The 22,395-nt window shown below is 57.6% G+C and carries 17 protein-coding genes; 8 read left to right on the forward strand and 9 right to left on the reverse strand.

Going from position 1 to position 22,395, the window contains the following annotated elements; translation table 11 throughout:
• Positions 1-202 precede the first annotated feature (202 nt).
• Positions 203-907 (forward strand): TVP38/TMEM64 family protein, encoded by a 705-nt coding sequence (locus tag H6F57_RS18825; protein ID WP_190626264.1) that lies wholly within the window; start codon positions 203-205, stop codon positions 905-907.
• 37 nt (positions 908-944) lie between these two features.
• Here H6F57_RS18825 and H6F57_RS18830 read toward each other — a convergent pair whose 3' ends face one another.
• From H6F57_RS18830 to H6F57_RS18845, 4 genes are all read right to left on the reverse strand, one after another.
• Positions 945-1,697 carry a glucose 1-dehydrogenase gene (locus H6F57_RS18830; RefSeq protein ID WP_190626265.1) on the reverse strand — a complete coding sequence of 251 codons (753 nt, stop codon included), beginning with the start codon at positions 1,695-1,697 and terminating at the stop codon, positions 945-947.
• A 252-nt stretch (positions 1,698-1,949) separates the two neighbouring features.
• Positions 1,950-2,360, reverse strand: a complete 411-nt coding sequence (locus H6F57_RS18835) for a VOC family protein (RefSeq protein WP_190626266.1) — start codon at positions 2,358-2,360, stop codon at positions 1,950-1,952.
• Positions 2,361-2,465: 105 nt separating this feature from the next.
• Positions 2,466-4,214, reverse strand: coding sequence for an ABC transporter ATP-binding protein (locus H6F57_RS18840; protein ID WP_190626267.1), 1,749 nt, complete (start codon positions 4,212-4,214; stop codon positions 2,466-2,468).
• Between the two features lie 215 nt (positions 4,215-4,429).
• Positions 4,430-5,593 carry an ElyC/SanA/YdcF family protein gene (locus tag H6F57_RS18845; protein WP_190626268.1) on the reverse strand — a complete coding sequence of 388 codons (1,164 nt, stop codon included), beginning with the start codon at positions 5,591-5,593 and terminating at the stop codon, positions 4,430-4,432.
• A 224-nt stretch (positions 5,594-5,817) separates the two neighbouring features.
• Between H6F57_RS18845 and H6F57_RS18850 the strand changes: the two genes are divergently transcribed.
• Together H6F57_RS18850 and H6F57_RS18855 are read left to right on the forward strand one after the other, a co-directional pair.
• The gene (locus H6F57_RS18850; RefSeq protein ID WP_190626269.1) at positions 5,818-7,482 is read left to right on the forward strand and encodes an iron ABC transporter permease; all 1,665 of its coding nucleotides are present in this window, start codon (positions 5,818-5,820) and stop codon (positions 7,480-7,482) included.
• A 58-nt stretch (positions 7,483-7,540) separates the two neighbouring features.
• Complete coding sequence (locus H6F57_RS18855) at positions 7,541-8,152, forward strand: Uma2 family endonuclease (RefSeq protein WP_190626270.1); 612 nt, start codon at positions 7,541-7,543, stop codon at positions 8,150-8,152.
• Here the strand turns inward: H6F57_RS18855 and H6F57_RS18860 are convergent.
• Positions 8,129-8,269 carry a hypothetical protein gene (locus H6F57_RS18860; RefSeq protein WP_190626271.1) on the reverse strand — a complete coding sequence of 47 codons (141 nt, stop codon included), beginning with the start codon at positions 8,267-8,269 and terminating at the stop codon, positions 8,129-8,131. The genes H6F57_RS18855 and H6F57_RS18860 overlap by 24 nt on opposite strands.
• Positions 8,270-8,480: 211 nt before the next feature.
• Between H6F57_RS18860 and H6F57_RS18865 the strand changes: the two genes are divergently transcribed.
• Positions 8,481-10,586 (forward strand): leucine-rich repeat domain-containing protein, encoded by a 2,106-nt coding sequence (locus tag H6F57_RS18865; protein ID WP_190626272.1) that lies wholly within the window; start codon positions 8,481-8,483, stop codon positions 10,584-10,586.
• A 159-nt stretch (positions 10,587-10,745) separates the two neighbouring features.
• Here H6F57_RS18865 and H6F57_RS18870 read toward each other — a convergent pair whose 3' ends face one another.
• Positions 10,746-11,819 (reverse strand): Fe(3+) ABC transporter substrate-binding protein, encoded by a 1,074-nt coding sequence (locus tag H6F57_RS18870; RefSeq protein WP_190626273.1) that lies wholly within the window; start codon positions 11,817-11,819, stop codon positions 10,746-10,748.
• Positions 11,820-12,125: 306 nt separating this feature from the next.
• Here H6F57_RS18870 and H6F57_RS18875 point away from each other — a divergent pair, with 306 nt between their 5' ends.
• Positions 12,126-12,881 (forward strand): hypothetical protein, encoded by a 756-nt coding sequence (locus tag H6F57_RS18875; RefSeq protein ID WP_190626274.1) that lies wholly within the window; start codon positions 12,126-12,128, stop codon positions 12,879-12,881.
• 239 nt (positions 12,882-13,120) lie between these two features.
• On the opposite strand, the gene H6F57_RS18880 is transcribed toward H6F57_RS18875, so the two are convergent.
• The gene (locus tag H6F57_RS18880; RefSeq protein ID WP_190626275.1) at positions 13,121-13,339 is read right to left on the reverse strand and encodes an NblA/ycf18 family protein; all 219 of its coding nucleotides are present in this window, start codon (positions 13,337-13,339) and stop codon (positions 13,121-13,123) included.
• A 294-nt stretch (positions 13,340-13,633) separates the two neighbouring features.
• Between H6F57_RS18880 and H6F57_RS18885 the strand changes: the two genes are divergently transcribed.
• Together H6F57_RS18885 and H6F57_RS18890 are read left to right on the forward strand one after the other, a co-directional pair.
• The gene (locus H6F57_RS18885; protein ID WP_190626276.1) at positions 13,634-14,368 is read left to right on the forward strand and encodes a GAF domain-containing protein; all 735 of its coding nucleotides are present in this window, start codon (positions 13,634-13,636) and stop codon (positions 14,366-14,368) included.
• A gap of 316 nt (positions 14,369-14,684) precedes the next feature.
• Positions 14,685-16,031, forward strand: a complete 1,347-nt coding sequence (locus tag H6F57_RS18890; protein WP_347279976.1) for a D-alanyl-D-alanine carboxypeptidase — start codon at positions 14,685-14,687, stop codon at positions 16,029-16,031.
• Here the strand turns inward: H6F57_RS18890 and H6F57_RS18895 are convergent.
• Together H6F57_RS18895 and H6F57_RS18900 are read right to left on the reverse strand one after the other, a co-directional pair.
• A complete protein-coding gene (locus tag H6F57_RS18895) occupies positions 16,001-17,260 on the reverse strand; it encodes a lipid-A-disaccharide synthase-related protein (protein ID WP_190626277.1) in 1,260 nt (419 codons plus the stop codon). The two genes, H6F57_RS18890 and H6F57_RS18895, sit on opposite strands and share 31 nt — an antisense overlap.
• A gap of 129 nt (positions 17,261-17,389) precedes the next feature.
• Positions 17,390-18,025 carry a DUF2726 domain-containing protein gene (locus H6F57_RS18900; protein WP_190626278.1) on the reverse strand — a complete coding sequence of 212 codons (636 nt, stop codon included), beginning with the start codon at positions 18,023-18,025 and terminating at the stop codon, positions 17,390-17,392.
• Positions 18,026-18,231: 206 nt separating this feature from the next.
• On the opposite strand from H6F57_RS18900, the gene H6F57_RS18905 reads away from it, so the two are divergent.
• A complete protein-coding gene (locus H6F57_RS18905) occupies positions 18,232-22,386 on the forward strand; it encodes a PAS domain S-box protein (RefSeq protein WP_190626279.1) in 4,155 nt (1,384 codons plus the stop codon).
• Positions 22,387-22,395 lie beyond the last annotated feature (9 nt).

Genomic DNA, 22,395 nt, shown 5'->3' on the forward strand with positions numbered 1-22,395 from the left:
AGTTGTCCAAGTTTGACAGCAAAGCAATAGGCTCACATCTTCCAAGGGAGGAGTGTCAGGCATCTTCACTTGGATGGTGTCAGTCTTTGGATGTCCGAGCTGCAACGCTTACGCTTCTCAAGGTAGACGGCGAAAGTTCCGATCGCTGATTAAAGTTAACTATTCCCCCAGCCTGTCCCTGTTGGCATGGGATCTGACAGGTATGAAATTGACAATTTTGCGGAGCCGAAGGTTTTGGCTGTTTGCCTGCTGCGGCGTAGTTGTGGCGCTGCTGAGCAGTCAACTGCCGCTGCAAGACTGGTTTGTGAGCACTGAAAGCTGGCTTAACTCGCTGGGTTGGGTGGCAGCTCCGGTCTTTGTGGTGGTGTATTTGCTGGCGACCGTGTTAGGTCTACCTAACATTGTGTTGATTTTGGTGGCCGGGGCGGTCTTTGGTTTAGTGCAGGGCATTGTGGTAGCTTCGGTGGCCGACACCCTGGGGGCGATCGCCTGTTTTTGGGTAGGGCGTACCCTGGCCCGCGATCGCATCAAGCGCTGGATGACCAAAAACCCCAGCTTTGCTCGCCTCGATCACGCCGTCGGCCAAAAGGGCTGGAAAATCTTGCTGCTGACGCGGCTTTCACCCTTGGTGCCATCCAACCTGCTCAACTATGGCTTTAGCTGCACCAAAGTAAATTTTTGGCAATACTGCTTTTTCTCCTGGGTGGGTATGCTGCCGGTGATCACGCTCTACGTCTATTTGGGCTCCTTTGGCGTTGCCCTGTTTCAAGAGGGCCTCACCGCTAGAAAACTGGCGCTGCAAGGCGGTGGAGCGGTGCTGGCACTTTCTGCTGGGTGGTACGCCACCAACCTGACCCGCAAGGCGCTAAACCCCAAGTGCCCCAATGAGCCGCCCAAGCCAGATTAGACGATGCCAGCGGCTGAACTCCCCATACCTGGATTGTCTACTTTTGCACGGCGGTGAATCCCCCATCTATGACGAGGTTGTGCCCAGTCACAAACCCGGCCCCTTCAGAACACAGCCAGACGACGGCTTCGGCAATATCTTCTGGCCTGCCAATGCGCTGTAGCGGAATGCCAGCGGCGACCTGATCGAGCATTTCAGGCGGGGCTTCGGCCCACAGATCGGTTTTGATGGCGCCGGGGCTAACGGTGTTGATACGAATGCGATCGCTAGAATATTCTGCCGCTGCGGCGCGCGACAGGGCAATGACTCCCGCCTTGGCGGCTCCGTAGGCACCATACCCAGCCACCCCCAGCAGTGCGCCTTGGGAAGAGGTATTCACGATCGCCCCACCGCCTGACTGCTGCATGGCAGGAATTTCATACTTCATCGACAGCCAAACCGATTTGAGATTGGCGTTGATCTCAAAATCCCAGTCGGCTTCGGAGAGGTCGGCAAGCTTGCCCGAGGTGCCCGAACCGGCGTTGTTAAAGGCGTAGTCGAGGCGACCGTAGGTTTCGACGGTTTGGTTGACCATCGCTTCGAGGGCGGACGCCTGGGTGACATCAGCCTGGATAAACATCGCCTCTCCCTGGGTCGCTTTGATCTGTTGGACGGTTTCCTCGCCTTTGTCGGGGCGGCGAGCGACCACCACAACGGTTGCGCCCGCTTGGCCAAAGGCGATCGCGGTGGCTCGACCAATGCCAGAACTTGCCCCAGTCACGATCGCAACTTTGCCTGCCATCGAAGCCATGTGTTAACTCCTCGGTACAGCATATTCAACTAAAACTAGCCGAGCTAACGCTTTCGTTCTGTCTGCTAGGTTGCTAGATAGGTAGCTCTAGAGGGTGTAGGATGCGCTAATTAACTTAGCAAAATAAAAATATTTAGCTTAAGGTCAAGCTTCGATAGCATTGAGATCAACGCCCAACTCTCGTAACTTGGCGGCTAGCTTTTCGCTGCGCTGACACTCTGCGCTGGCCATTTCGTTAGCCGCATGGACGCATCATTGCCCATGTGGCGCATCAACTACAGGCTGGCGGGCATAGCTGACCGTCAACACTTCCCACTGATGCCCTTCGGGTTCGTTCCAGTAGATCAGTCTGCCACCGTGGTCGGTGTTAATTTGCCCATCGGTAGCCCCGCGAACCGTGCTGCGATAGTCAATTCCAGCGGCTTCAATTCTTGCCAAAATGCGATCGAACTCCGCTTCCTCGACACGAAAGCAGTAGTGCTCAACGGGAAATGGCTGATCGGTTTCAATAAAATCAAAGGTTAAGCCATCGTTGATATATACCGCAAAAAATGGCCCTTCCGGTGCCGCACCGCAGGGAACGCCCAGCAGATCGGCGAGTAGCCGCGCTGATTCATCTCTGTTGTGGGCCGACACGATTGTGTGGTCAAGCTGAATGGTCATAGTGAGTCCTCCTGTGGGCTACTACAAGCCGCGCACCGATGCAATGAGTCTCTATTCTCGCAAGCGGATAGAAACTCATGGCTGCCGGGGGCCAACAGCCTGACGCTACTGCAACACAGACTCTAGCTGGTGCTGTTCCCAGAGGTTGCGGTAGAGGCCGGGCTGCTGCACCAGGTCGCGGTGGCGGCCCTGCTGCACAATGCGCCCCTTGTCCATCACAAAAATGCGATCGGCGGTGGCAGCAGCAGACATCTGGTGCGAGATAAACAGCACTGTCTTTTGCTGAGTGCCTTCCGAGAGGGCGTTGAGAATGGCGGTGGCGGTGCGATTGTCCACGCTAGAGAGGGCGTCGTCGAGTACCAGAATGGGGGCATCAACCACCAGGGCGCGGGCCAGGGCGGTGCGCTGCCGCTGCCCCCCAGAGAGGGTGATGCCGCGCTCACCCACGACGGTGTCGTAGTGGTGGGGAAAGTTCTGAATTTCTTCATCCATCTGGGCTTGCTTGGCGGCGTATTGCACCTCTGGGAACTCCATCATGGGTTCGCCGTAGCGGATGTTGTTGTTGATGCTGGTGCTAAACAGAAAGCTGTCTTGGGGCACGTAGGCGATCGCTCGTCTCAAATCGGCCAGCGGCAACTCAGTTACGTCGTAGCCATCCAGATAGAGCTGGCCGGGGCCGATGTCGAGCAGGCGGGGCAGGGCGTTGGCCAGGGTCGATTTGCCCGAGCCAATCGGGCCGACGATCGCAATTTGTTCCCCTGGCGCAATCTTAAAGTTCACCTCATCCAGCGCCGGAACTTTGCTGTCGGGGTAGGCGTAGTTGAGGTGACGGGCCTCTAGGCTGCCCTTGACCTGTTCCAGGGGCAGGGGGATGGCGGTGGCGGCTGTCTGCACCTCAGGTTCGGCATCGAGGATTTCTTCAATGCGGTTGATGCTGACCTCACCGCGCTGGTAGGCGGTGATGGTGAACCCCAGCAGCGCGGTGGGAAACACCAGCCGCTCTACATAGAGCAGCAGCGCCACAAAGTCGCCCACGGTGATCACTCCCTCGGCGATCGCCCCCGCCCCCGTGGCCAAAATCACCAGCAGGCTCACACTGGCCAGCCCCCCCAGCAGCGGAAACAGCATGTTGCGGGTGCGGGCCAGCTTCAGGTTGGCATTGAGCAGGCTGGTGTTGCGGTGGTTAAAGGCGCGGCGCTCATTCTCTTCTTGGGCGTAGATTTTGATCAGCGCAATGCCGCTCATGTCTTCTTGAATCAGGTCGCTGAGGTCGGAAATGCGCTCTTGCACATGGAGCTGCTCGTTGCGCAGACGATCGCTAAAGGTCTGCACCAGCACCAGCATCAGCGGATAGACAATCAGCGAAATCAGCGTCAGCCGCACGTTGATCGACAGCATCACCGGCACCGTTAGTGCGTAGGCAAACAGGGTGTTGGCCAAGCTCAAAATCGCAAAACCCAGCAGGCGGCGAATGTTGTCCACATCGCTGGTGGCGCGACTGATCAGCTCTCCGGCGGTGTTGCGGCCAAAGTAGGCAGGCTCCATGCCCAGCAGGTGCTGAAAGATGCGCTGCTTGAGGTCAAACTCCACCTGGCGACCCACTCCAAACAGGGTAATGCGCGACACCATGCGAATCACCCACATCACCGAGGCCAGCACCAGCACTAGCAGCGCGTAGTACATGATCCGGTCAAAACTGAAGGTGACCTGAAGCTCGTCGATGCCGTTGCGAATCAGCAGCGGTATCCATACGCCGACCAAATTCACAATAAATAGTGCAACAACCCCCAGGGCAGTCTGTCGCCAGTGGGGTTTGAGGTAGGTACCCAGTTTTTGTAGCTGCGATCGCGCCATAACATCCGCCCTAATTGCCCCCCTATCCTAGACGAATTTTGGGGGACGCATTGGAGGCATATCACGGGCTACAACGCCAGAGAGGTATAGGGTATAGGGTTTAAGGTCTAAGGCAAAGCCCTGGACCCTACACCTTGAACCCTGTACCCTATACCCCTGACCCTAACTGTTGAAGGATCTGGCGAGCCGATTCCTAACTGTCAAAACTGCTTCCACTAGATCGTCTCAACCACCTCATCCCACTGCATGCTGAAGGGAGGCAGCCAGCCCCGCAGGTAGTAGTAGATGGCGCTCAGCAGCTCGCCCCAGTAGCGCGTGGTCAGCGCCAGGGCGTTGACGTTGGGGGCCAGGTCGGCCAGGCTGGCCAGGGTATCGCGGTTTTCTTGGTTGGGGGTGCTATACAGCTCGGTGGGGGCCGCCACCACCTGAATGCCCTCATTTTCAAAGGCCAGGGCGGCGCGGCGCATGGTTAAAGCGGGGGCCACCAGCACCACTCGGTTGGCGTTGCGGTTGTTGCGGGCCGTTTCAAATCGGCCCGAGCGAGCAGGCGCAGTAAACAATCCCTGCTCGGTTAAAAAGTTCTTTTGGTCAACCACTGTGTTGCGAACGTCGGTGCCCGTGGCCTCAACCCGAATGCTCTCTGAGGGCACGCCCCGACCCACCAGCTGCTGACGAATCGCCTGCCTGAGGGGTTCTTGCTCCTCGCCCGTGCCAAACCGAGGCCCGGCGGTGACGGTGACGTAGGGGCGGGCCGCACTAATGCGGCTGTAGACGTTGGCGGCGCTGTTGAGCTGGGCCACCAGCGCCGGGTCGAGGGGGTTGTCGGCGTCAATGCGGCTGTTGAGGGCGTTGGTCAGGCGGTAAGCATCAGCGTTCTCGCCAATCACCACAATCGATACGGCCCGGTCTACCGGCACCTGGTCGATCGTGGGGCAGATGTCGCTACACAGCCGCTGCTGGCTGGCGTAGGCCCGCTGCACTGACTGTTCAGAATGGTTGACTAAGGCCCGCGCAATCAGCGGCATGCTGGCAAAAAATAAAATCAGCAGCGCCACGGTCACCATGCGCCCATTCACCTTGTTCATGCCGTTGCTGAGGGACAAGGCCAGTAGCGTAATCGCTCCGCCCAGGGGGGTGAGCGGAAACACCAAAAACTGCCAAAACACCCCAACGGTGCTGTCGTCGGGGAACAAAAACGCTGCCGCAATCAGCGCCAAGATCATGGCTCCGCCAAACCAGGTCAAAAAGTTGGCGGGAATGAATTTTTTGAGCACCCACCACAGAAAGTAGCCGATGCCAAGCCACAGCAGCAGACGAGTTAATAGATTGAGAATATCCATAGTCAGATCGGCAACGGGCAGGTGGGCGCTGTAGGGCAAGAAGCGAAATTCGCCCCTTGGTCTGGGGTGGCTTGGCGGGGGCTAACCTGGCCCCGCAGGAACTCTCTGCAAAGCATACTTCAGTAACGAAAACTCGGGCTATGTGCGGCCCCAATCAGCCCCAAAGTCGTTCTTTGGCTATAGAAGACTTTTTAATCGTGACGTGGTGGGTGGGCGGGGTTTCGTTCTGTGCTAAAAGGAATGGGTAGCAATAATTGCCGGTTATGAAATCCCTCGGTGCCCCCTGGAAAGCCTCACTGCCACGGCCCGACGGCTGGACGCTGGGCGTGGGACTAATCGCCCTGGTGATGCTGTTACCGGTGGCAATCATTCTCGCCAGCCTGTTTACTAACTCCAGCGATGCTTGGGGGCACCTGGCGGCGACGGTGCTGCCCGAGTATGTTCGCAACTCGCTGGTGCTGATGGTGGGGGTGGGGCTGGGGGTGCTGGCGATCGGGGTGAGCACCGCCTGGCTGGTGAGCACCTGCCAGTTTTGGGGCCGCCGCTGGTTTGAGTGGTTGCTGCTGCTGCCCCTGGCTGCGCCCACCTACATCCTCGCCTACGTCTATACCGACACGCTGGAGTATTTTGGCCCGGTGCAGACGGCGCTGCGCGGCCTGTTTGGCTGGCAGCAAGCCACCGACTACTGGTTCCCCAATATTCGCTCGATTGAGGGGGCGATTCTGCTGTTTAGCCTGACGCTCTACCCCTATGTGTATCTGCTGGCGCGGGTGGCGTTTTTAGAACAGTCAACCGCGACGCTGGAGGCGAGTCGCTGTTTGGGCTGTGGCCCCTGGCGCAGCTTTCGCACGGTGGCGCTGCCCCTGGCTCGTCCGGCGATCGCCGCTGGCACCGCCCTGGCCCTAATGGAAACCCTGAACGACTTTGGCACTGTGGCCTACTTCAGCGTTTCGACGTTTACTACAGGCATCTATCGCACCTGGTTTGGCATGGGCGATCGCCCGGCGGCGGTGCAGTTGTCGGCGGTGCTGCTGCTGTTTATCTTTGCGCTGGTGGTGCTAGAGCAGCGATCGCGCCGTCGGGCTCGCTACTACCAGGGCATGGCCCGCACGATTTCGCAGTCGCGCTACGAGCTGGGTGGGCTGCGGGCGGTGGGGGCCTGGCTGGTCTGCGCTGCGCCCGTGCTGCTGGGGCTAATCATCCCCACTGGGCTGCTGCTGGGGATGACGATTCGCAACGCCGAAGACACCCTTGATGGCGACTTTGTACTGCTAAGCATCAACAGCCTGATATTGGCAGTGCTGGCGGCTCTACTGGCAGTGCTGCTGGCGCTGGTAATGGCCTATGGCCTGCGGCTCAACCGCACGCCGTTTCTCAAGCTCTCGGTGCAGGGGGCCAATCTAGGCTACGCGGTGCCGGGGGCGGTGATTGCGGTGGGCACGCTGATTCCCTTGGCGCAGTTTGACAATGCGATCGATGCCTGGATGCGACAGACGTTTGGCTTTTCGACTGGGCTGCTGCTGAGCGGCACGATTATTGCGCTGCTGTTTGCCTACCTGGTGCGGTTTTTGGCGGTGAGCTTTGGGGCGATCGAGGCGGGGTTGGGCAAAATTAAGCCTTCGCTGGATGATGCGGCCCGCAGCCTGGGCCAAACCCCCAACCAAACGCTGATGAAAATTCATCGTCCGCTACTGGGCAGCAGTTTGCTCACCGCCACCATGCTGGTGTTTGTGGATGTGATGAAGGAGCTGCCCGCCACGCTGATTATTCGCCCGTTTAATTTTGACACGCTGGCGGTGCGGGTTTATCAATATGCCGCCGATGAGCGGCTGATTGAGGCTTCGGCCCCGGCGCTGGCGATCATTTTGGTGGGGTTGCTGCCGGTGCTGTGGTTGAGCAAGCAGATCGCCAACGAGGGTAAAGCCTAAGCTACAGGGCAGTTCGCTAAGATATCAGGCATATCCGTGAATGGGGCCAGGTTAACTCATGTCTAGCCTGCTGGTTAAATCCGTTCAGACACTGTTGCCGATCAATCTTTCATCGCTCCTCGCTGTGCCGCAGATGAGTGATGAGCAGTTTTATGATTTTTGCCGAACGAATCCTGACTTGCGGATTGAGCGGAATGCAAACGGAGAAATTGTGGTGATGCCGCCAGCCTTTGCTGATACTGGAAACCGGAATGGCAGGGTTTTTGGACAGCTTTATGTCTGGGCAGAAGCCGATGGCACTGGGGAGGTCTTTGACTCTAGCTCGGGCTTTACGCTGCTAAATGGTGCCATGCGCTCCCCTGATGCCGCCTGGATTTTGTCTGATCGCTGGAACAGGCTGGAACCTGAGCAGCAGGCATCGTTTGCACCGATCGCGCCTGATTTTGTTGTAGAGCTACGGTCGAGTAGTGATACGTTGGCGAGTTTGCAAGACAAGATGGCTGAATATATCGCCAATAGGGTGCGGTTGGGAGTGTTAATCGATCGCAAGCAGCGTCAAGTTCATGTCTATCGGCCCGAGCAAGCGCCGGAGATTTTAGATAATCCTGAGTTGGTTAGTTGCGAACCCGAAATGCCAGGGTTCAGGCTAAGGATGGCAAAAGTTTGGTAACTGTAAGAGACCATTTATAAAGAGGTATCCTCGCACGAGTTCGTAGCGGGTGTCGGTGCGATCGCTGTAGTGCAGGTATTGCTCAAAGCTGAGGGTGGTGAGGGCGGTCTGGGTCATGGGGGTCTCTGGCTATGCCTGGAGAGCTGAGATCATGATGGCATATAGGGCCGAGATCGGTTTAGGCGTAGATTTCGGCGCATACGCTGGATGGGTTGATCGCAGTGCTGACGGGAGTTTTGTTGCGGTAGCGAGCCGGGATGGCCCGAAAGCGGAATGGGCAGGCTATAACTCAGGCGGTAGGTGGGTTTTGCAATGTAAGGGCAAGCCGATGGCACAGGATGAGGCATACCGGATAGCGGAAGAGCGGATTGCAGCTGCGCTGAAGGAAGGGACCACTGAGCTGGATTTGAGTGAATTGGGGCTGACTGGGGTACCTGATAGCGTCGTAAATCTGTTGAATCTCACAACGCTTGACCTTTCCCACAATCAACTCACGGTGATTCCCGATGCGATCGCCCAGCTCACCAATCTCACAGAGCTTGATCTGGGGGGTAATCAACTCACGGTAATTCCTGAGGTGGTAACTCAGCTCATCCATCTGACAAGGCTTGAACTTTACGAGAATCAACTCACGGCAATTCCCCAAGCGATCGCTCAGCTCACCAATCTCAGAATGTTTGACCTTTGTGCCAATCAAATCACTGAATTTCCCGAGGCGATCGCCCAGCTCACCAATCTCACAGAGCTTCACCTTTGTATTAACCAAATCACGGCGATTCCCGAGGCGATCGTTCAGCTTAGCAAGCTCACTACGATTAACCTTGGGGGCAATCAACTCACGGCGATTCCCGAGGCGATCTTGAGACTGACTAATCTCACTACGCTTAACCTTCCCAGCAATCAAATCACTAAGATTTCCAAGGCGATTATCCAGCTTACCAAGCTTACAATGCTTGACCTTTCCGGAAATCCAATCACGGAGATTTCCGAGGCGATCGCCCAACTCACCAATCTCACAAAACTTAACCTTGCCTTCAATCGAATGACGGAGATTTCCGAGACGCTCGCCCAACTTACCAATCTCACAGAGCTTGACCTATCCTTCAACCAAATCACGGCGATACCCGAGACGCTCGCTCAACTTACCAATCTCACAGAGCTTCACCTTAACGACAATCAAATAACGGCGATACCCAAGACAATCGCCAATCTTACTAATCTCAAAACCCTTTACCTTGGCGGCAATCAAATTACGGCAATTCCTGAGGCGATCGCTCAACTCACTAATCTCAAAACCCTTTACCTTGGCGGCAATCAAATCACGATGATACCTGAGACGATTGCCCAGCTTACCAAGCTCACATGGCTTTACCTTGCCTTCAATCGAATCACGGCAATTCCCGAGGCGATCGCTAATCTCACTAATCTCACAGAACTTTCCCTTGGGGGCAATCAAATCACGATGATACCTGAGGCCATCGCCCAGCTTACCAAGCTTACAATGCTTGACCTTTGCGGAAATCGAATCACGGCAATTCCCGAGGCGATCGCTAATCTCACTAATCTCACACAAATTTCCCTTTCTGAGAATCAAATCACCGAGATACCCGAGGCGATCGCCCAACTTACCAATCTCACACGGCTTGACCTATCCTTCAATCAAATTACGACGATATCCGAGGCGATTGCCCATCTCACTAACCTCACAGGGCTTTGCCTTAAGAGCAATCAAATTACAGCGATTCCTGAAGCGATTGCCAATCTCATCAACTTCCCAATGCTTGACCTTTCTGAGAATCAAATTACGGTGATTCCCGAGGCGCTCACCCGGCTTACCAAGCTTACAAAGCTCAACCTTTCTTTCAATCAAATCGCCGAGGTACCCGAAGCGCTCGCCCAACTTACCAAGCTTACAGAGCTTGACCTTTCCTTCAATCAAATTACTGATATACCCGAGGCGATCGCCCAGCTTACTAGTCTGACAAGACTTGACCTTAAGGGTAATCAACTCATGGCGATACCCGAGGCGATCGCCAATCTCACCAGTCTCAACGAGCTTTACCTTTGGGACAATCAAATTACCGAGATACCCAAGACGATTGCTAATCTCACTAATCTCACAGAACTTTCCCTTGGGGGTAATCAAATCACAGCGATACCTGAGGCCATCGCCCAGCTCACCAATCTGACAGGGCTTTATCTTCGCAACAATCAAATCACGGCGATACCCGAAGCGATCGCCCAGCTCACCAATCTTATAGCACTTGACCTTTCTGAGAATCAAATCACCGAGATACCCAAGGCGATCGCTCAGCTCACCAATCTTACAGGGCTTGACCTTTATCGCAACCCTCTTGATCCTATTTTGCAAAGCGCCTACTCGGGAGGCATTGAGGAGCTTTTTGCTTATCTCAGAAGTTTGCAAAATTCTTAGGAGGTTGAAACCTGCATAGAGCCAAGCTGGAGTCTCTGAGCTTGGCGGTCAAGCTCTCCAGTCTCCATTAGCAATCCTCAAACCCTTTAAACGATAAATGCCCTCTCAAACATTGAGAGGGCATTCGTCAGTCAGCAAATGGGGCTGGCTACTCTAGCCCTACTTCCAACCAGCGCGATCGGTGATGCGCAGGGCTTCAGGGTTGTTGCTGCCAAACACGGCGGCGCTGAGAGGGTCGGCCTTAAATTCGCCGAAGCCTTCCACCACAGAGTCAACCGCTACACCTTCCACCACAGGGTACTCGTTGTTGCCCTCGGCAAAAATGCGCTGAGCCTCAGGGCTAGCCAAATACTCCAGGAACCGCACAGCCGCCGCAGCATTGGGCGCAGTCTTAACTACCCCACCACCGCTGATGTTGACGTGGGTGCCGCGCCCGTTGGGGCCATCGCCCTGGTTGGGGAAAAACACGCCCATCTTTTCAGCGATCGCCTGCTCCTCAGGCTTGTCAGATTTGGCCAAGCGAGCAAGGTAATAGGTGTTCGAGATGGCAATATCACCCAGCCCAGCCGCAACGGCCTTGATCTGATCGGTATCGCCCCCTTCTGGGTCGCGGGCCAGGTTGGCCACCAGGCCCCGCGCCCATGTTTCAGTTTCTTCGACCCCGTGGGCCGCAATCATCGACCCCACCAGCGACTGGTTGTAGATGTTGGTCGAGCTGCGAACGAGAATCCGCCCGCGCCACTTGGGGTCAGCCAAGTCTTCGTAGGTCGAGAGTTCAGAGGGGTCAACGGTGTCTTTGTTATAGACCAGCACCCGCGCCCGCTGGGTCAGGCCAAACCACAGCCCGTCGGGGTGGCGCAGATTTTCAGGAATCGCCTCGTTCAGCACCGAAGAGGTGACCGGCTGGAACATGTCTTCTTGCTCAGCGCGCCACAGGCGACCGGCATCCACAGTCATGAGAATGTCGGCGGGGCTGTTTTGGCCTTCGCTCTTGATGCGCTCGATCAGCTGGTCGGCCTCGGCCTCAACCAAGTTGACGCGAATGCCCGTGGCTCGCCGAAAACCGTCGTAGAGCTGGTCATCGGTGTCGTAGTGGCGAGCAGAATAGAGATTAATCACCCGGCCACGGCGAAGGCCAAACTGGGCGTTGGCGGGGCGCTGACGTACGTAGCCTGTGGCTACAGCGGCGGCGGCGGCACTGGCCCCCAAAAATGCGCGTCTTCCTAATTTCATAGGGTTTTTACCTCCAAAAAGTTAAACCTCAACTAGGTCTCTAGGCAACTCCAGCCGGATAGCCCCAGATCATTGAGATGTCAGGTTGCATTGTATCGCTTATTGCGACCACCTCTTGATAATGCCGCATTAAAGCTGAGCCCTATGGCAGATGGTTGCAATACTGTTGCGCTGAGTCAATGTCTCTGCTAAAGAGCCAGTGCCCTAGCCATAAGGGCTTGAGGCCAGAGAAGAATAGCTTTAGAATGGCCAATGAGAAATAAATCCTGTTAGCTTAACCGCATCTGCGATCGCAACCTTTCGACAATGGCTCCTAGACTCACTACCCCGCCGTTCTCCCTGCGCCGTTCTGCATCAAAGCCCCAGGGGCGATCGCGGTCGTGGCTAGGGATGGGGTGTGCGATCGCCTCCCTCGCCGCCCACGGTGTCTTGCTGGCCCTGGTCATTCCCGACTCAAACCCGGCTCCCCCGTTGGCAGAAGATTTAGCGGAGACGCCTCCACCGCTAGATGATGTAACCCTAACCGTGTTGCCGCCTACCGTAGAAGCACCTTCACCGGTAGCCCCAGCAGAGCCTGTGCCAACTACCACCACTGCACCTCCTCCGGCCGCGCCCCAGGCTCCAACAGCGCCAATTCCCGCTGCTCAGCCCCAACCCTTGCCTCAGCCCGTAGCGGAGACTCCCGAACCAACCGTAACTCCTCCCCCCGAGCCTGTACCAGAATCGCTAGCCCCTCCCGCGCTTTACGCCAACTTTCCCCATTTAGATGGGGCTCAAGCCGCCTGCGAAGGGCTGGCCGACTGCTGGCGCAGCCCCGTAAGCAGCAGCTGGCGCAGTGCTGCAAGCGATTTGCAATCGCGATTAGAATCTCAGGGCTACACGGTGAGCAATATCACTGGCGAAGTCTTGTCGAGCGACTCTGGAGTGCGGGTGTATGCCGTCAGCAAGCCTGGTGAACCCGATTACTACTTAAATCTGGTCTCGGTGCGGGAGGGTGTGCTCTACACCATGACCGCCGAACCCATGACCTCTGACCAGGTACTTGCTTTGCAGCGATCGTAGGTAATTCCTAAGTTATTGAGCTAGTCCAAGTTCATGCGGGCATTTCGACAACCACCTCTTCCAATTGCCGCTGCGGAACTACTGATGCCAATGTGAACTAGCGCTAAAGACTGTGAATGTTCGCCAAAACGTTAGCCCGGCTTTTCCTGGTTGAACGTTTGGAAAAAGCCGGGCTAATTGTTTGTCTGAGCGCTAAGCATGAACTGTCTTAAGGTCATTGGCGTTTCTGGCAGAGGAAATTATCCTTCTGCTAGTGCTTCGCGCAGGGAGTCGGGGCCTTTACCAATGTCCCAAGTGTTCTTCAAAATTTCCCGAAACGTGGTGGTCTGGTACAGCATTGCTTCTTTGAGCTGCACGAGTAGAGTTTGAGCGTCTTCTGGGGAAAGCGATTGAACTTGCTCTTCAAACACCCGAAGCTCGAACTGCTGCTCAAGGGGTAACTCTTGACGAATATTCATGATGATGTCTCTTCTAATGTGACTTCATGTTTAACAATGTAACACTTTGTTAAAGGTTTTGTGGATATCTCTGCCTTGCGTGGTAGTCAGATTGATTATCGTTTCCCATTCAAGGCGTTCGACTCGATCGGCGTCACTCCGTGTCCGGCTCTCTAGGCGTATAGCTCCGTAGCGCCAAATTTTTCTAAAAGACACACGTTAAGCACTGTCAAGTCTTCGCCCGTAAGTTACATGCTCTTTGGTCAGCTTTTTAGAATGATTTATGCAATCGATTAAGGCCATCGCAGCAATCTGATGCAAGCCAACACACCTACCCAAGAAGCTGATCGGCTTGAGGCGCTCAGGCAATACAAGGTTTTAGATACGCCCGCCGAGCGTTCCTACGACGACATCACCTCGCTTGCCGCCTTTATTTGCGATGTACCCATTGCGCTAATTAGCCTGGTTGACGCAGAGCGGCAGTGGTTTAAATCTAAGGTGGGTCTTGTGGCGCAAGAGACTAGCCGAGATGTCTCATTCTGCGCCCATGCCATTTTAAGCCCAGCGATCATGGTTGTGAATGATGCTGCTGGTGATGAACGGTTTGCCAGCAATCCGCTGGTGACTGGCGAGCTAGGCATTCGGTTCTACGCTGGGGTTCCTCTAATTTCTCCTGGTAGTCAGGCACTAGGAACGCTGTGTGTGATTGACAAAAAACCTAGGACTCTAGACGTTCGTCAAATTAAGGCTCTAGAAGCTCTGTCGCGCCAGGTGGTGACGCAGCTAGAGCTACGGCGGGTGTCTTCGCAGTTAGCTGAGGCGCTAGAAAAAATGGAGCTGATGGCTGGATTGGTGCCCATTTGCTCCTATTGCAAGGGTATCCGAAATGATCAGGGCTACTGGTCAACCGTGGAGTCGTTTATTCAGCAATATTCGGATGTTGGGTTTACCCATGGGGTCTGTGACCACTGTATGAAACGACATTTCCCAGAGGTAGCAGAAATTTTGCTCCCAAATCTGGAGTCAAAAGATATCACCCTAGAAGACTAGGCATAACGCGCAGCCTGCGCCCTACTCAGCCCACTGGCTCAGCAGGTTGGCGGTGGTTTTGGTCAGTAGATTAAACTCTGAGGTCTTACCGGTTGGGGCAAACGTGAATTGAGGAGGGTATAGGGTTCAAGGTACAGGGTAAAGGTCGGGGGACGACTCGGAAACGGACCTCGGAGTTGCCGTCTTGAATTAGAGGTGAGTTCGCCCTTGGTATTCCCCTCGCCCCCTGCCCATCTCTCCACCCACTGCTAACCTGGTGTATCTTAGTCGGGTATCGCCCGAGATTGGGCTACACTGCGTGGAGGATTCGCAATCGGTGGCTTCCCTATCGCTAATGGCCCTGCCCCTGGGCCTGTTCTCAATCCTTTTAGGTACGGGAGAACCCAATCCCCTACAGCCGTCTGGGTTCAACCCCGCCGCTTTGCACATTGAGTGGCAGTCGCCGTGGATTGTGGAGCTGGCCCGCGACCCGGTGGTAGATGCGATCGTGGCCGACTATGTGGCGAGGCTGCAGCGGCAGGGCTGGTCGGTGCCCGACCAGGGCGTTTGGATTCAGGTGGGCCGGAGCGCGATCGCTGAGCACCGGGGCGACGTGCTGATGCCCGCTGCCTCGCTAACTAAGCTGGCGACCACCCTGGCTGCTCTTAAAACCTGGCCCCTCGATCACCATTTCGAGACTCGGGTGGGCATGCGCGGCACCCTCCAGCCCGACGGCGTGCTCAACGGCGACCTGGTGATTCAAGGCAGCGGCGACCCGCTGTTTGTGTGGGAAGAGGGCATTGTGCTGGCCAACCGCCTGCAAGAGCTGGGCATTCGGCGGGTGACGGGGGAGATTCTGGTGAGCGGCTCCTTCACCATGAATTTTGAGGAGGAGCCGGCAGATTCTCTGGCGGATTTGCAGCAGGCAATGTCGGCCTCAACCTGGAACTGGGCGGCGCGCCAAGCCTACGCCAGCCTGCCGCCGGGAACGCCGCAACCCAGCCTACAAATTGACGGTACGGCCCGCCGAGTACCAGCGGCAGAGCTAGAGACCAGCGACGTGGAGTGGGTGGTGCAGCACCAGTCGCTGCCGCTGGTGGCCATTCTCAAGGCCATGAACATCTACAGCAACAACGTGATGTCTGAACTGGTCGCTGACTTGGCGGGCGGGCCGGGGCCGGTGATGACTAAGGCGACAGCAGCAGCAGAATTACCGCCGGGTGAACTCAGCCTGGTCAACGGGTCGGGGCTGGGGGTAGACAACCAGATGTCGGCGCGGGTGGCGGTGGCCATGACAACGGCGATTCAACAGGAACTGAGTGCCCAGGGCTTTTCGGTGGCCGACGTATTGCCGGTGTCGGGAGAAGACATGGGCACCCTCATCGATCGCCGCATTCCCCCCACAGCGGCCGTTAAGACCGGTAGCCTAGCGGAGGTCAGCGCCCTGGCGGGGATGGTGCCCACCGCCGAAAAGGGACCAGTGTGGTTTGCGATTATCAATAAGGGGTGGGATATCCCTGATCTGAGGGTGCAGCAAGACCAGCTGTTGCAGGCGATTCAGGCCCACTGGGGTGCGGCGGCAGCGCCCGCCGAGCTGAGGGCGAAGGTGGTTATGCAGACGGGGCCGTTTCGCTATGGCGACCCTAGCCGCAATCAGTTGGCCGAGAAGGTAGCGTCGGAGTAGGGCTTGGCGTAGTGCTGGTGCAGGGTTTTGGCGATCGCCCGAGCCGCCCCCGGCAGGCCCATGCGGCGGCGACCGTTCTCGGCAATGCGCTGCAGCCGGGAGCCATCGGCGAGGCAGGCTTGCAGCGCCGCTCCCGTTTCACTGGGCTGGCTAAGCAAAATTATGGATTGCCCCAGCAACCTTGACTGAGACTCGGCAAAGGCGTAAGTGAACTGCGGCCCCGGTCCAGGGAAGGTGAAGACGGGCTTGCCCAGGCCGACGGCTTGCTCGGTGGCGGTGCCAGCGGTAGCAATTGCCGCATCAGCCAAGTGCAGGCATTCGGCAAAGGCATTGGTGGTCAGCACCAGCACACCATTGTTTCGCTGAAACGTGGGGTATTTTCCAGCCACAGGCTGCCACCCAGCGTCTAGCAAGACATCTTTAAATGCAGCCAGGTTGAGGGAGGGGGCAAGGGCAGCGAGCAGACGCACTTGGCGATCGCCGAAGGTTTGCATTACCGATGCGATCGCGCTCACCATCCGCTGCCAATTGTCAAAGGCCTCGGGCGCGCGGGAGCCGGGCAGCAGAGCCAGGGTGAGTTGAGCGGCAGCCGTAGCAAAGGTGGCCGTAAGCTGGGCTAGCTTGTCGGCGCCGGTGTTCAGGTCATCCATCATCGGGTTGCCGGGGTAGAGAGCCGGTACGCCGTGCTTTTGCAGCAGGTCAGCGGTGAGCTGGTCGCGCACAAAGGCCCCCTGGCAGCGGGGGCGAGCCATCAGCCATCGCTCCCAGGGCACATAGACCGAGCCCGACCAGCCTTCCAGCGGGGGGCGGCCGGGCAATCGCTCCGTTTCGTTACGCAGATAGTATTCTGACTTGGCGGTGCCAGTGAAGAAATACTCAGCACCGCTCTGCCAGGCGATCGCCAGGGGCACGATATCCCCCACCGCCAAAATTTTGCCGCCGCTCTTGGCCCACTGGCGGGCGGTTTTGAGCTGGGCCAGGGTCAGCCCCACCAGCCCCCCCTGCAAATCGCGCCACAGCTGATAGCGATCCATATAGATAAAGCCGCCGGAGGGCATGGTCTGGGTCGGCCCCTGGATGGCAATACCCGCTTTTTCGTAGGCGCGACCCTCACCCACAATCGGCAGCGCGGCCAGGCTCGGCGCACCGGGCAGCTGGCGCAGCTGCTTGAGAATGCGAACCGCAATGCCGTCTTCACCGTGGCCGTTACTAATGCAGAGTAGCTTCATCGTTGCGGATTCAATGCTATCGGTGAGGATTCAACCCCAATGTTGAAAACTCAACACCATTGCCAACCCTAACAGAAAATGCATGAAGCACACCTGGAGGAATCGGGCCGCAGCGGAAGGCACTGTCGCCTAGGGTTTGGTGGGAGGCACTTTGGATTTGGGCTTTGGCTTTGGTTTGGCGCTGGGCTCAACTAGCTTGGCCTTTGGCTTGATCTCTGGCTTGGTCTCGGACTGAGGCCGTCCCAGCGTTTGGGCAATGTGGTGCTGCATGTCTTCGCGATCGTAGGCGGTCTGCACCGGAAAGCGAATTAGGGGTAGCCCAGCACTCTTGACGGCCTGGTTGAGGAAGTCGTCGCGTTTGACCCGGTCTACACGCTGGTGGCTGCTGTCGTCGAGTTCGACGGCGGCTAAAACTTTGAGGCTAGCTGGGTCACAGAGCACAAAGTCGAAGTGCTTGGCCGAGATCTTGTTGAAGGCCCGCTGCCAGTCGCCTCGGTTGTCAGTTTGGGGTTTGAGCACATCGGCGACGCGCACTTTGCCAAAGACTAGATACTGACTTTGGGTAGCCTTCTGCAAGGCGTGATAAAACGTGGTCTCCGCCTGAGTGAACAGGCATTTTTGACAGCTGTAATGGTAAGCCTGAGCTGCATCAGCCCTGTTTTGGGTCAGCTTAGACGAGGTGGAATTAGTCTGGCGGCTGAGGATGGCGATCGCTCCAACTCCCACCCCAGCGCAAATCAGTAGTAAAACAATCAGCGATGACACTTTCTTAACGACCTTTGACGGAGGCTGACGCCAGCCTGCCCAACTTAACCCTCCTGTGCTCAGATCGTTAAATTATTGCTAGAACGAAAAACCTCAATGTTTCTTTGTGAAGGAACCGGATTTCGTTGCGAAACGGGCTTATTTTCCCTACACCCCCTTTGATTTCCTTAGGATCTGGGTTGGATCGTTTGCCGCTGGAATGCCCAATGAAACTGCTGGTCATAGAACCCGAACCGCTGGTCGCCCAGGCGCTGAAGCTGCTGCTGGGCAGCGTAGCCTGCACGGTTGAGGTAGCCTGTGTCGATGCCCGCGTCACCAGTGGCGACATCGCCAGCCTCATCGTCAAAGGCCCCTATGACTTAATTATTCTTGATGGGGCTTTGGGACAGATGGGGCCAGAGCTGCGTGCCCAATTGCCCCACAGCCCCATACTGCTGTTGATGAGTGAGGCCCTAGACACTCCGCCGTGGGCTACGGCCACCTTGGGCAAACCCGTTGAGGCGGTGGATCTCGTCGCTCGGGTGGGTGCTCTGGTCGGCAAGCCCACCGCTGTAATTAGCCCCGTGGCCGAGCTGAGCCGCCGCGAAGAACGCTTTCGCAATATAGCCGACCACGCGCCAGTCATGGTGTGGGTGAGCGACGCCGGGGGTAGCTGTACCTACCTGAGCCAGAGCTGGTATGAGTTTACCGGGCAGTGCGAGGCCACGGGGCTGGGGCTGGGCTGGTTGGGGGCGGTGCATCCCGACGATCGCGCCACCGCTCAGTCAGTCTTTCTCACCACCACCAAACGGCAGGAAGAGTTTCGGGTGGAGTATCGCCTGCGCCGCCGCGACGGCGAATATCGCTGGGTAATCGATGCAGCCTGCCCCTGGCTGGGGGTGGGGGGCGAGTTTGAGGGCTACATTGGTTCGGTGCTGGATATCAGCGATCGCGTGCACGGCGAAGCCGAACGCCGCCAGGCCGAAGCTACCCTGCGCGAGTCGGAGGAAAAGTATCGCCTGCTGTTTTCCACTATTGACGAGGCGTTTTTGGTGGGCGAGACCCTGCGTCTCGATGACGGCACCTTCGACTTGTTATATATCGAGGTGAACCCGGCCTTTGAGCGGGCGACGGGCCTGGCCCGCCAGGATGTGCTCGGTCGCCGCGCCCGAGAGGTGCTGCCGGGGCTGTCGGAGGTGTGGTTTGACGCCGTGGGGCGGGTGGGGTTTGGGGGCGAGGCCTTGCACCTAGAGGACTACGCTGCGCCGATCGATCGCTGGTTTGCCACATCGTTTAAGCCGATGGGCGAAAAGGGCAGCGGCAGGCTCAGTGTTACCTTTAGCGATGTCACCGATCGCAAACGGCTAGAGCTTTCCCTCAAGGCGTCGGAGGCGAAGCTCAGCGGTATTTTAGACAGCGCGATCGCCGCGATTGCCAGCTTTCAAGTCTACGCCGACGGCAGCTTTGAGCATGTATATTGGTCTGCCGGGTGCGAACAGCTGTTTGGCTACCCCCGCAGCGTCTACGACGACAAACAGTTTTGGCTGGCCCAGGTGCACCCCGACGATCGCGATCGGGTGATTATGCCTCTGTTTAGCAACTTTTTTGCCGGCGACCAAACCACCGCTGAGTACCAATTTCGCCATCAGGATGGCACGATGCGCTGGTTTCGCAGTGACTTTGCCTCGCGCGAAATTGCCGAGGGCTGCTGGGTGGTGACCTCCGTCAACTACGACATCACCGAGCGCAAGCAGCTAGAGCGCGATCGCGATCGGTTTCTGGCGGTAGGGTCTGACCTGCGCACGATTAGCGATCGCAACGGCTACTTCCACTGGGTCAGCCCCACCTTTGAACAAGCCCTGGGCTGGACCGCAGCCGAAATGACTGCCATTCCCTGGAGTGACTTTGTTCATCCCGATGATTTGGCGGCCTCCCTTAACGAAACTACTGCGATCTTCGAAGGGCACGACACCTTTGCCTTTGAGAACCGCTACCGCCACAAAGACGGCTCCTACCGCTGGCTGCTGTGGAAGGCGCGCCTCTACCCTGACGACAATCGGGTCTACGGCGGAGCGATCGACATTACCGACCGCAAACGCTCTGAGGCGGCCCTGCGCGACTCAGAAGAAAAGTATCGCCTGCTGTTCAACTCGATGGACGAGGGGTTTTGCGTCATCGAGATGCTGTTTGATGAGCGCGATCGCCCCATCGACTATCGCTTTCTCGACATTAACCCTACCTTTGCCCAGCAGACCGGCCTAGTCGATGCTCAGGGTAAACGCGCCCGCGAGCTAGTGCCCAACCTCGAACCCTACTGGGTTGAAATCTATGGCAGCGTGGCTCTGACCGGCGAACCCGTGCGGTTTGAAAACCACGCCGAGGGCATGCATCGCTGGTTTGACGTCTTCGCCTTTCGCTTTAGCCGCCCCGAGCAGCACCAAGTGGCGATTTTGTTTCGCGATGTCACCGAGCGGCGTGCCGCCGAAGCGGCCCTCAAAGAGAGCGAGCACAAGCTGCGGGCGATCTTTGACAGCACCTTTGAGTTTATTGGCCTGCTCAAAACCGACGGCACCGTGCTCGACGTCAACCGCACCGCCTTGAGCGTGATTGCGGCCACCCCCGAGTCAGTGATTGGCCAGCCCTTCTGGCTCACCCCCTGGTGGGATCACTTTCCTGAGCAGCGGGAGCGCCTGCGGCAGGCGATCGGCCGCGCCGCCCTGGGCGACACCATCCGCATGGAAAACCAGCACATTTGGGCCGATGGCTCTACCGCCTGGGTCGACTTCTCCATTAAGCCAGTCTTAGATGAGCAGGGTCAGGTGATTATGCTGGTGCCCGAGGGGCGCGACATCACCGGGCGCAAAGCCGCCGAGCGCAAGATTCGCGAACAGGCGGCCCTGCTCGACATCGCCTCCGACGCCATCACCGTGCGCGACCTCAACCACCACCTGCTCTACTGGAACCGGGGGGCTGAGCGCCTCTACGGCTTTACCGCGGAGGAGGTGGTGGGCCAGGTCGCCTACGACCTGCTGCGCAGCGAAACTGTCCAGCACAACGAGATGATGCCCACCCTGATAGAGCGCGGCGAGTGGCGCGGCGAACTCGACCGATTGACCAAAACCGACCAGGCGGTCACCGTCGCCGCCCGTTGGACGCTGGTGCGCGACGAGGCCGGGCAGCCCAAGTTTATTCTCACAGTCGAGACCGACATTACCGCCAAAAAGGCTCTAGAGGCACAGTTTTACCAGGTCCAGCGGGTCGAGAGCCTGGGGCGACTGGCCAGCGGCATTGCCCACGACCTCAACAACGTGTTTACCCCGATTGTCACCATTGCCCAACTGCTGCGCCTCACCCAGCGCCAGCTGAGCGACAAAGCTCAGGATCATCTGCGGCTGCTTGAAGAGAGCGCCAAGCGCGGGGCCAGCATGGTGCAGCAAATTTTGTCGATTACTCGCAGCAGCAGCGGCACGCGCACGGAGGTTAACCTGGGGCCGCTGCTGCAAGATCTGGGGCACATTTTGCGGCAGAGTTTGCCCAAACACATTGACCTGCACCTGCCGGAGTTAGCCACGGCCAAGGGCCAGGAGCTGCGGGTCAATGTTGACCCGACCCACCTGCACCAGGTGCTGATGAACCTGTGCGTCAACGCCCGCGACGCCATGCTGGAAGGCGGCAGATTGACCCTGACGGCGGAGCTGGTGACGGTGGATGCAGCCCAGGCCCAGGCCCACCTCGATGCCCAGGCGGGTCAATATGTGCGGCTGACGGTGGCCGACACGGGCACGGGCATTGACCCTGGGCTGCGCGATCGCATCTTTGACCCTTTCTTTACTACCAAGGCGCCGGGCCAGGGCACCGGACTGGGGCTGGCCACAGTGTTGGGCATTGTCAAGGCCAGCGATGGCTTTGTGCACGTGGTCAGCGAGATGGGCCAGGGCACCCAAATGCAAGTTTATTTGCCCGCCCTTACCCAGCCCTCGGCCAGCGATGCCCCCGAGGTTGACTGGCCCGATACCCCCCAGCAGGGGCAGGGAGAACGGCTGCTAGTGGTGGAGGACGATGCCTCGGTGCAGCAATCGGTGCGATCGCTGCTGAGCAACTACAACTACCGCATTGTGATGGCCAACAATGGCTTTGAGGCGCTGGACTGCTTTGTTCAGCAGCCGGCCCCTCTGGTGGTGGTCGATATGATGATGCCGGGTATGGATGGCCTCACCCTGATTCGGCGGCTCAGGGCGATGGAGCCCAGCGTCAAGATTATCGCCACCAGCGGTCTGCCCACTTACCAGGAAGAGGCGCTGGCCGCTGGTGCCAGCACCTTTTTGCTCAAGCCCTATGACCTCAGCGATCTGCTCGACGCGATCGCCCTGCTGCTGCATTAGCTCCCTGAG

The organism is Leptolyngbya sp. FACHB-60, from assembly GCF_014695775.1.
Classification (GTDB): domain Bacteria; phylum Cyanobacteriota; class Cyanobacteriia; order Phormidesmidales; family Phormidesmidaceae; genus Nodosilinea.